This is a genomic window from Rhizobium sp. SVR5-2C (assembly GCF_056755115.1).
The window spans coordinates 1-8723 of sequence record NZ_JBNDHT010000201.1; the positions used below are offsets into that span (position 1 = coordinate 1).

The 8723-nt window shown below is 57.0% G+C and carries 9 protein-coding genes and 2 pseudogenes; 4 read left to right on the top strand and 7 right to left on the bottom strand.

Features of this window, described 5'->3' with window-relative positions:
- The 4 genes and pseudogenes from ACPYOI_RS33120 to ACPYOI_RS33135 all read left to right on the top strand — a co-directional run.
- Positions 1 to 77: pseudogene (locus ACPYOI_RS33120) on the top strand (carboxymuconolactone decarboxylase family protein); the annotation flags it as partial.
- Between the two features lie 558 nt (positions 78 to 635).
- Positions 636 to 1325 carry a sulfite exporter TauE/SafE family protein gene (locus ACPYOI_RS33125; protein ID WP_481419347.1) on the top strand — a complete coding sequence of 230 codons (690 nt, stop codon included), beginning with the start codon at positions 636 to 638 and terminating at the stop codon, positions 1323 to 1325.
- The gene (locus ACPYOI_RS33130; RefSeq protein WP_481423963.1) at positions 1240 to 1869 is read left to right on the top strand and encodes a glutathione S-transferase family protein; all 630 of its coding nucleotides are present in this window, start codon (positions 1240 to 1242) and stop codon (positions 1867 to 1869) included. Before ACPYOI_RS33125 ends, ACPYOI_RS33130 begins: the two co-directional genes overlap by 86 nt.
- A gap of 405 nt (positions 1870 to 2274) precedes the next feature.
- Positions 2275 to 2802, top strand: a complete 528-nt coding sequence (locus ACPYOI_RS33135) for a GNAT family N-acetyltransferase (RefSeq protein ID WP_481419328.1) — start codon at positions 2275 to 2277, stop codon at positions 2800 to 2802.
- Positions 2803 to 3043: 241 nt separating this feature from the next.
- On the opposite strand, the gene ACPYOI_RS33140 is transcribed toward ACPYOI_RS33135, so the two are convergent.
- From ACPYOI_RS33140 to ACPYOI_RS33170, 7 genes and pseudogenes are all read right to left on the bottom strand, one after another.
- Entirely contained in the window at positions 3044 to 3751 is a 708-nt protein-coding gene (locus ACPYOI_RS33140) for an SDR family NAD(P)-dependent oxidoreductase (RefSeq protein ID WP_481419348.1), read from the bottom strand.
- Positions 3752 to 4096: 345 nt separating this feature from the next.
- Positions 4097 to 4975: a LysR family transcriptional regulator gene (locus ACPYOI_RS33145; RefSeq protein WP_481419329.1), complete on the bottom strand. Its 879-nt coding sequence runs from the start codon at positions 4973 to 4975 to the stop codon at positions 4097 to 4099.
- Positions 4976 to 5111: 136 nt separating this feature from the next.
- Positions 5112 to 5459 (bottom strand): annotated as a pseudogene (locus ACPYOI_RS33150) (SMC-Scp complex subunit ScpB); the annotation flags it as partial.
- Positions 5460 to 5487: 28 nt separating this feature from the next.
- Entirely contained in the window at positions 5488 to 6780 is a 1293-nt protein-coding gene (locus tag ACPYOI_RS33155; protein WP_481423964.1) for an MFS transporter, read from the bottom strand.
- Positions 6781 to 6950: 170 nt separating this feature from the next.
- Positions 6951 to 8009, bottom strand: coding sequence for an AraC family transcriptional regulator (locus ACPYOI_RS33160; RefSeq protein ID WP_481419331.1), 1059 nt, complete (start codon positions 8007 to 8009; stop codon positions 6951 to 6953).
- A 236-nt stretch (positions 8010 to 8245) separates the two neighbouring features.
- Positions 8246 to 8416, bottom strand: coding sequence for a hypothetical protein (locus tag ACPYOI_RS33165; RefSeq protein WP_481419332.1), 171 nt, complete (start codon positions 8414 to 8416; stop codon positions 8246 to 8248).
- 155 nt (positions 8417 to 8571) lie between these two features.
- The coding region (locus ACPYOI_RS33170) for a DUF427 domain-containing protein (protein ID WP_481423965.1) at positions 8572 to 8723 on the bottom strand (152 nt) is incomplete at its 5' end.

An 8723-nucleotide genomic window follows, 5' to 3' on the forward strand; every position in this document is an offset into this window, starting at 1 on the left:
CCCTGACGAACTTCTTCAACAACGTATTCGATCCCGAGAAGGACTTTCCCGCCGTTGCCCCGGCCGGGTCGATCTGAGCCTTGTCAGGCTGCAACCTCATGAAGCTGATGGGATCGGCCGCGTCGGCCGATCTTCGAATGGCGCGATCTCCGTGGAGGAGGCGCCGGGGCTCGGTAGCCTCGCTTCCCCGTCTCACGAAACCGCAGTGAGCGCCCGGCCGCGAACCGGGCCTTGAACAGGAAGGCCTAGCGGTCTTCCGGTGACTGTTCCCATGCCGGATGCTGGAAGAGATCAAGCGCGATTGGGGTTAACTCTGTCTCGCTGCGGACACAGATCGAGAGCCGCCGTGTCGCCCAAGCGTCCTGAAGTGGAAGGATGCCAATCCGCGTTAGCCTTCTATATCGTCGTGCCGCCGTCTCCGGCACGAGACCGATGCCCACGCCTCACCGGCCATACGGCAAATGCCATCGAAGCTGCGAAGCAGCTATGTGCGATTTGAGCTTGGTTCCCAGTTTGGCCGCCTGCGCATCGATATGGTCCAGGTCGAAGCGCACCGGACGAAGGTAGCCTAGATTGAGCCTTCGGTCTAACCGAAGTCAACCGTCGGCAAATCCACGTTGTCAAAGGCACGGCAATTGATATTCGGGACGCATGTCAGACTTACTATTCCAATGATCGCCTCCATCGCCGGAACCGTCCTCGGCTCGTCATTCATCGCAAGCGGCGACACTATGCTCACGACGGCGGCACTTGGAGGCGCGCTTGCCCTCTATTCGCTCTACACCTTGTTCGCGCGTCAACTAAGCGTTCCGATGAAAATTGAACGCTGGATGTCGCCATCTGTCGGCGCGGCAACAGGCCTGATCACAGGTGTGACCGGTGTTTTTACCCTCCCGGCGGTACCCTATCTTCAGGCGCTTGGCCTCTCAAAGGACGATCTGGTCCAGGCGCTTGGGTTGTCGTTCACAATTTCAACCATCGCCCTGGCCGCGGGTATCGCTGCGCAGGGTGCCTTTCAGCTTGATCGGATGACGCTCTCCATACTCGCCGTCATCCCCGCTCTGGCTGGGATGCTCATTCGCGATCGGATAAGCCCAGTAACCTTCCGTCGCGGATTCCTTGTCCTTTTGTTCCTGCTCGGAGCCGAGATGGCTCGTCTAGCGGAAGTTTGCCAAACGCGTCTAAAGGCTGCCAACCGGGAGCCACTGAGAGCCATCTCGCATTCAAAGGTCACGGCGGATGTATCATCTCTTCTACACCAAGGGCTCGGAGCTGTTTGCGGCGCACGTCGTATTGGAAGAAATTGGGGCGCCCTATGCCGCTGACATTCTCAATAAGATTAGCACGCAGAACGCGGTCCCCGATGCGAACCGGCGCAATGGTCTCGCGATCGCCGATAGACGGAATGCTGAGCCGAGATTTTTGACTGAAACCTCAGCCATCCTCCTCTTCCTAGCCCGGAACTATCCCGAGGCTAAACTCATTCCTCAGGACCCGTATGGAGAGGCGCAATGCCTGGAATGGCTGAGCTGGTTATCCATTCAGGTCTCAGGGGTGGCGTTCGAGCAGGTCCGGCACCCGGATCGCTTTGCCCTCGATCCCAACACGTATCACGAGGTGGTCACCAAAGGCTGGTGGACGATTGAAGAACATTTCGACCGGATCGAGGAACGCCTTTCAGATGAATGGGAGGGGGCGGTTCGATCAGGATACAGCATTGCTGACATCTATCTTCTCGTGTTCTGGCTTTGGGGAGCGCGCATCGGGTTTTCAATGGCCGGTCGTTGGCGCGCCTGGACGCGGCTCGTGGTCAAGATAATGTCTCGTCCCGCCGTACGTCGCGTCATGCTGATTGAAGGGTTGGATTGACCGACCGCTCCAACGCTTGGTGGTCGTGCGTTAGCAGTCGTCTGATCGGCTTGGCGTCGATTTTCATGATGGATGGCACAGCAGCTTTGGTCCCAAACGAGCCATTCGTCGCGCCGGACACCAAAGGCCGCAACGGGTCGAAACAGCATTCCAACTCTGGTAGCCGGCCGAGCGCGGCTCTGGCGCGGAAATCGAGGCACTTTCAATTTTTTTAACGGCGCACGAATAGCGTCGAATATTATGGCCGTCGGCCCAGCTGAGAGGCTTTTATGGATTCGATCGATAGTTTCGCACTCATCACGCCGGCGATGATGGCAACGTTCGGCATCGTCTTTCTTATCCTATTCAGGGCAAATATCTTCGTCCCGTTACGGCCGCGGAGCGAAGGAGAGAATATTTATCGCCATGCTGACCCTCAAGCCTTTCACAGCACAGCATCATGCAACTTTATCCAGTTGGTTTGGCAATCAGATGCAGGTTGTCCAATGGGGCGGTCCCGGACTGATCTATCCGCTCGACTCCGCGCAGCTTGATTCTATGATTGACGATGGCGAAGGCGTCCATCCCAAACGGCGCTGCTGGATGGCCGAGGATGGGAGCGCAACCCCTATAGGCCATGTGCAACTGGCATATGATTGGGAAAACGGGGTGGCGCGACTTGCAAGAGTGGCGATCGCGCCGGCGATGCGAGGCCGCCGCCTCTCCATTCCGATGTTGCGTCTCGTTCTGGCGGAAGCGTTCGCGGATGCGGCGATCGAGCGGCTGGAACTGAATGTCTACAGTTGGAATGTAGCTGCGATAAGCACCTATTCCAAATTGGGTTTTGTTCCGGAAGGCGTGAGACGATCCTCCGTGAAAGTGGATGACGAGCGATGGGACACGGCAATCATGGGAATGCTCCGTCGCGAATGGGATGAGACGTTTGCGACATGATGGATGGCGATCGCGAGACAGCTCGCGATGTCCGCTTCTGGCGGTGCCAAAGGAGGCATTGTCCGGGTGACCTTGCCCCGTTGCAATTATCAGATCTGCAAAATCGTCGTTTCTTATGTCAAATCAGCCGATTGCGGATTCTTCACGGTCGACGAATGCCAATTGCGTGGAGACGTCGAAGTGGCTTCGGAAAGGCCGACGGAGTCCCTCGTCGCAAGCGCGGGAACTCCGTCGGTATTGCTTAACGACCTGCGCTCTGGCCGCCATCAACGTGCAGGATTTCACCTGTGACGAATTCTGCAGAATCGAGGAACACGACAGCGCTAGCGACCTCGCTCGCTTCGCCGATGCGGCCAAGCGGATGGAAGGTGCCGAGCATTTCGTGATGTTGTCTAGGATGCATCGGCGTGTCCGTCACGCCTGGTGCCACCGCGTTCACGCGGATACCCCTCTTCGCATATTCAATCGCCAGCACCCGGGTAACGGCATTCAGGCCACCCTTGGTGAGGGCCGCCAGCGCCACGTGCGAGCCGGTAATTCCGTTATCAATGCTCCCGGTGATATTTACAACGTGACCGCCCGCCTGTTTTTCCATTTCGGCGATGGCAAGCTTCGTGATGTGGAAGAAGCCGGCCATGTTCACGTTCATGACGGCGTTATAATCTTCAATGCTGTTTTCCGTAAAAGGCTTGCCGATAAAGATACCGGCGTTGTTCACCAAGGTGTCGATGCGACCGAACCGTGCAACCGCTTCAGAGGTGACACGCGCGGCAGTCGCGGGATCGCCGATATCACCAGCAACCGTCAGGATGTTCGGGTCTTCCGACGGCTTGATCGCGCGGGAGGTCGCGACAATTCGGTAATCGAGCTTACGGAATGCCTGGACGATTGCGGCTCCGATGCCCTGCGAAGCGCCAGTAACGATGACAACTTTACTCATGATCTTGATCTTGTCCTTCCAAGAAATATCTTGGTTGCGGCACCTGCTCTATGCGATCCGCGTCCAATGTGTACGCAACCGATATCGGTGATTTCACCGTCCGCGATAATTGGGCACGTTCCGAAGTCACCTTTCGGAAATTGCGAGAAGTCACCTTGAATTTCGGAGGAGAAAGCGTCGCATGCGCACGTCTCGCCGCTGTCAGCGCAGTCATAGGGCGAGGGATGCGGTCCTTTACGCAAGAGCGCCCAAGCGAGTGCCGGACCCTCTAGTTTTTGGTCAGCAGAGTAATGGATCTTTGCAGTTTCACCGGCCTCTGGACCTGAGCTTATTCACGTCGATATGGCCCATCGACTAACGATGAAGTTCCTCTGCCAGGAAGTCGATCAAAGCCCGGACGCGATGATTCACCGTGCTGCCATCGGTAACGGCATAGAGGTTGGCGTTGTCGGGTAAAAATTCGTCAAGGGCCGTCACTAAGTCCCCTGCCGCCAGTTCGTCTTCGACATCCCATATTGGGCACAGTAAAACGCCATATCCTTTCAAGGCCCATCTCTTCAAAATCGAGCCATCGTTGACAACCCGGTTCCCAGACACGCGGATTGAGATCACCTTTCCAGCATCTGAGAAGTGCCATGTCGAAAAAGTCGTTGCCGGCCGCGAGACAACTAGGCAAGTGTGACCAACAAGGTCTCCCGGATGCAGAGCTTTACCGCGGGCCTCCCAATAGGAGGGGGCGGCGCAAACTACGCGCTTTCCTCGCAGGATAAGGCGCGCTTTGAGCGAGGAATCTCTGAGAGGACCGTTCCTTATCGCAAGGTCGATGTTGTGTTCAACGAGATCCATGACGCTGTCGGCAACGTGCAAATCAATGGAAATTCCTGGATGTATTTCCATGAACCGATCGATCGCCGGAACGATCTTGCTTCGTCCGAAGTCGACCGTCGATGTCATCTTGATTGTCCCTCGTAAGGGACCCTCCTTCGCACCGCCGATGGACGCGTCCCAATCAGCAAGCAGTTTCCGTGTGTCCGCTAAGAACTGGAGCCCCTCTTGGGTAAACGAGAGACGCCGAGTGGACCGTCTGACCAGTGTTGTACCTCTTTGCCTCTCCAACTGCTGGAGAGCAGAGGTAACCGTTGACGTCGCGACCGAATGCTTTCGGGCGGCAGCCGAGAGGCTTCCGGCCTCCGCAATGCTCAGGAACAAACGAAGAGCGTCGAACGTGTCCATTGTTCACAAATCCCGGAAGGCCTTCTCGCGTTGTACCGGTCTATCACGCGGGCGTAACCGATCAAGTTCAGGACGCATGGGCAGGTTGCTGAAGACACTCCCCGCCGTGAACGTCAAACGAGACTGAACCAGCCAATCATCCAGTAGGTCTTCGCTCTCCGACGAAAGACGGACAGCGCGGATGTGCGGATCGCAACGATTGGCTCTCATCGTCGTCCACCTCCGAAGCCAACGAATCATCCTCAACGAGCTTTCGGCTAAGAAGCCCCGCATCCTCGAGTGCCTCGACGTCTGGCAAGTCGCGCAACGTCTCCATGCCAAACGCCGAGAGAATATGCTGGGTGGTTACATAAGTGTAAGGCGCCCCTGGCGTCGGACTGCGCGGCCCTGACGACAGGAACCCTGCCCCGCGAAGCGTGGCGATCGTATCGCGACCGACCTCTCTTCCAAAAATCTCCGACAGGTCGCTGCGTGTAACCGGCTTGCACTTCGGAGACCCAATCAGCTCCAAGTTACGCGCCGTGCGGCACTGCCGCCTGCTCCTTGCGGGCCATCATGAAGGCAACGACGAAGACGAGCAGGCCACCGATAGCGAGACACGCCGCCAGGAAGAACATCGGCGCAATTGTGCTTCCGGTCTCGTCCTTGATCCAGGGCACAACGTTTTGGGCGACGAAGCCGCCAAGATTACCGATGGAATTGATGGCGGCGAGGCCGGCAGCAGCGCCCGCACCCTTCAGGAAGCGCGACGGCAGGCTCCAGAAGACCGGCTGAGGCGCAAAAATACCGGCAGCAGCAATGCAGAGGAAGGCAAACTGCAACACATGGTTCGGAACGAGTGCGGATAAGAGCAGGCAGGCCGCACCGATGAAAGCCGGGATGACGATATAAGGCGTCTTCGATTTGGCTTTGTCGGCTGCCGCCGGCACCGCCCAAAGCGCAATTGCGACAACCACCCATGGGATGATGTTAATCAGGCCGTTCACCGTGTTGCTAACGCCGAAGGCATGGACGATCGTCGGCAGCCAATAGCTGAGGCCATAGGCAGCAAGCGGAAAAGCGATGTAGCACACCGCCATTAGCAGCACGCGAGGATCCAGAAGCGCCTTAAAGCCATTTTCTGCGTTCCGGTCCATGCCGGCATTTTCAGACGCGAGGCGGTTCGCAAGCCAGCTCTTTTCTCCGTTGCTCAGGAAACCCGCCGTTTCCGGCCGGTCATAGAGATAGAAGAAGGTGACTATGCCAGCGATGACGGCTGGAATACCCGTTGCCAGGAAGACCCATTGCCAGCCGGCATGGCCGTAGAGCCCATCGAGATCGAGAAGCATGCCTCCAACAGGTGCGCCGACCGCATTGGCAAGCGCGCTGAAGATCATGAAGAGCCCGACCATGCGGCCGCGATAGGCCGAAGGGAACCACAGGGTCAAAAGGTAGAGAACGCCGGGGAAGAAGCCCGCTTCGCAGACGCCGAGCAAAAACCGTAGGATGTAGAACATCGTCGCATTCTGCGTATAGGAAAGCAGAATGGTGACGATGCCCCAGGAGACGAGAATACGCGCGAACCAGACGCGTGCGCCGAACCTGTCGAGAAAAAGGTTGCTCGGCACCTCGAAAAGAAAGTAGCCGATGAAGAAGAGCGAAGCGCCGAGGCCGTAGGCATATTCACTCATGCCGAGCGCATCGACCATTTGCAGCTTGGCGAAGCTCACATTCTGACGATCGATATAGGCAATGAGATAAAGGATTCCGAGGAACGGCATCAGTCGCCAGGTAATCTTGGAAATCAATTGCTGTTCGTTGACCATGTAAATTCTCCAAATAATTGTTGATTTTTTCCGCTGAATAGATAGCGCACCAGGTGACTATAAATCGCACCGAACGGATCGAGGGACTTCCTAGATTGACAATGCACATGCCGACGGTCCATGCGTAAGGCATCGGAAAGCCACTCCTGCCGCCGCTTGCTTTCGGATCGTCAATCCTTTGTATCAAAAGCAAACTTCGGCATCTTGTTCTCGGGTACTTGCTGGCCTTTGCCATCCTTGGCTATCTGCCGATAGTCGCTCGGATCTCGTTCATACGCCTGTCGAAAAGCTCGCACAAAGCTTGAACGGCTTTCGTATCCTGCATTACGTGCAATGACGTCGACCGGCATCGTCGTTGTCGTTAATTCGATCGCAGCCTGGCGCATTCTCAAGTCTCGCAAGATGGCCATCGGGGATCGTCCAAAGATGTTCGAGAATCTCGCCATGAACGCAGAACGACTCAATCCTGCACTGTGCCCCAAGCTTTGAACTGAATGGGCGGCTCCCGGCCGTGCCACCATATCCGCAAAGGCACGCGTGATCTGCCTGTCGGCGAGTATCGAGAATCGCTCCGTCCACCGCTCGGATGACCTGAGGGACCGCCGCAACAATGAGACAAGGATTTGCTTGAGCAGCGACGAGGTCATAGCTCCGACGCCAACCTCTTGCTGAAGCAGCTCGTCCATAGCCTCGCGAAGCTTCAGATCGATCTTGTCAGCTGGCTCGAACTGCTCGATCACGGGTTCGCGGAGTTCCCCGAACAGCCTCACAGACTGACCAAAGAGTGCGGTAAAATAGCCGCATATCTGAACGATTTCGGGCTGCTCGTTCGGCACAGCGAGGCGCAGTATGCCGTCTTGATGTGTCCAGCAGTCTCTCGATATGAGCTTCGGCGGGCCACTTCCGCCGTCGACCTCGATCGCGAATGGAGTATTCGGCGGCACGATGATGAGCAAATGAGGGCTCAACGGCATCTGTGGTCCGCCGTTGATAGATATGCGTCCCACGCCACTCAAATTGTAGTGGATCCCGGGTGCGTCAACCTTTCCCATTTCGACTCGATGGCCACGCGGCACCAGAACCTCGATCAGCGTGATGACGTCGATGTCGATTGCCTGCATCAAGTTGTTGAGGTCGGTTGTAGACAATTTGACGTTGGAGCCCGCGGGCGGCGAAACGCTCTGCCCGACGAGTGCCTGATTTGGAACCGCTTTCGAAATGTTCCGCATGACTTTGGTGGTCCGATACTGCCCGGCTACCGGTGCAGATAGTGCTCGGAAGCCCGTTCTCGAAGGATGAGCTGGGCGTTGCCACGCTTTTCCGTACCACTGAACTTCGTGTCTTGCCATCGATTCTCGCAATCGTCTCGAAACGAAATTCGGCCCCTCAACGAAGTAGGCCACAATTCGCCGGCGCCGGTCTCGCCCGGTCAACTCCAAAACATCAACGCGGCTCCTCGTCCCCCTCATGCAAGCCGTTGCCTGTGCAAATAGTCGAGCACGGGGATGCCCTGCGGATCGGAATGGCGGGTTTGATCCGGATTGATCTCCGAGTAGACGATGACGCCGTTTCGATCGACGACGAAGCGCGCCGGGATCGGCAGGGTCCAGCTCTCGTCACCGTTCAATGTGGGCAAGTCTATGCCGCCCGCTTTGTGTAGACCTCGCAAGACTTCCGGTATCGCACAGCGGGCGCCGAACTGGGGTCGCGATGAGATACTCCACCCTCTCGCGCAGAGCGCGAAACTTCCTCGCGTCGATGGGCTTGAATGTCGGCAAACAGGCGTCCGATCTAGCCGACTTCAACGCCATTCCAGAACGCAAGGTAGCCTTTGATGTTCGCGGCTGCTGTCGAAGGGTCGGCATAGTACCAGACCGCGTCTTTGTTCGTCTTCCCGTCCACCTCCAAGGAATAGTAGTTTGCCACTCCCTTCCATGGGCACC

Coding starts and splice junctions, on each gene's coding strand:
- ACPYOI_RS33145 (WP_481419329.1), bottom strand. CDS start 4,975: ATGGACACGTTCGACGCTCTTCGTTTGTTCCTGAGCATTGCGGAGGCC.
- ACPYOI_RS33135 (WP_481419328.1), top strand. CDS start 2,275: ATGCTGACCCTCAAGCCTTTCACAGCACAGCATCATGCAACTTTATCC.
- ACPYOI_RS33130 (WP_481423963.1), top strand. CDS start 1,240: ATGTATCATCTCTTCTACACCAAGGGCTCGGAGCTGTTTGCGGCGCAC.
- ACPYOI_RS33155 (WP_481423964.1), bottom strand. CDS start 6,780: ATGGTCAACGAACAGCAATTGATTTCCAAGATTACCTGGCGACTGATG.
- ACPYOI_RS33160 (WP_481419331.1), bottom strand. CDS start 8,009: ATGCGGAACATTTCGAAAGCGGTTCCAAATCAGGCACTCGTCGGGCAG.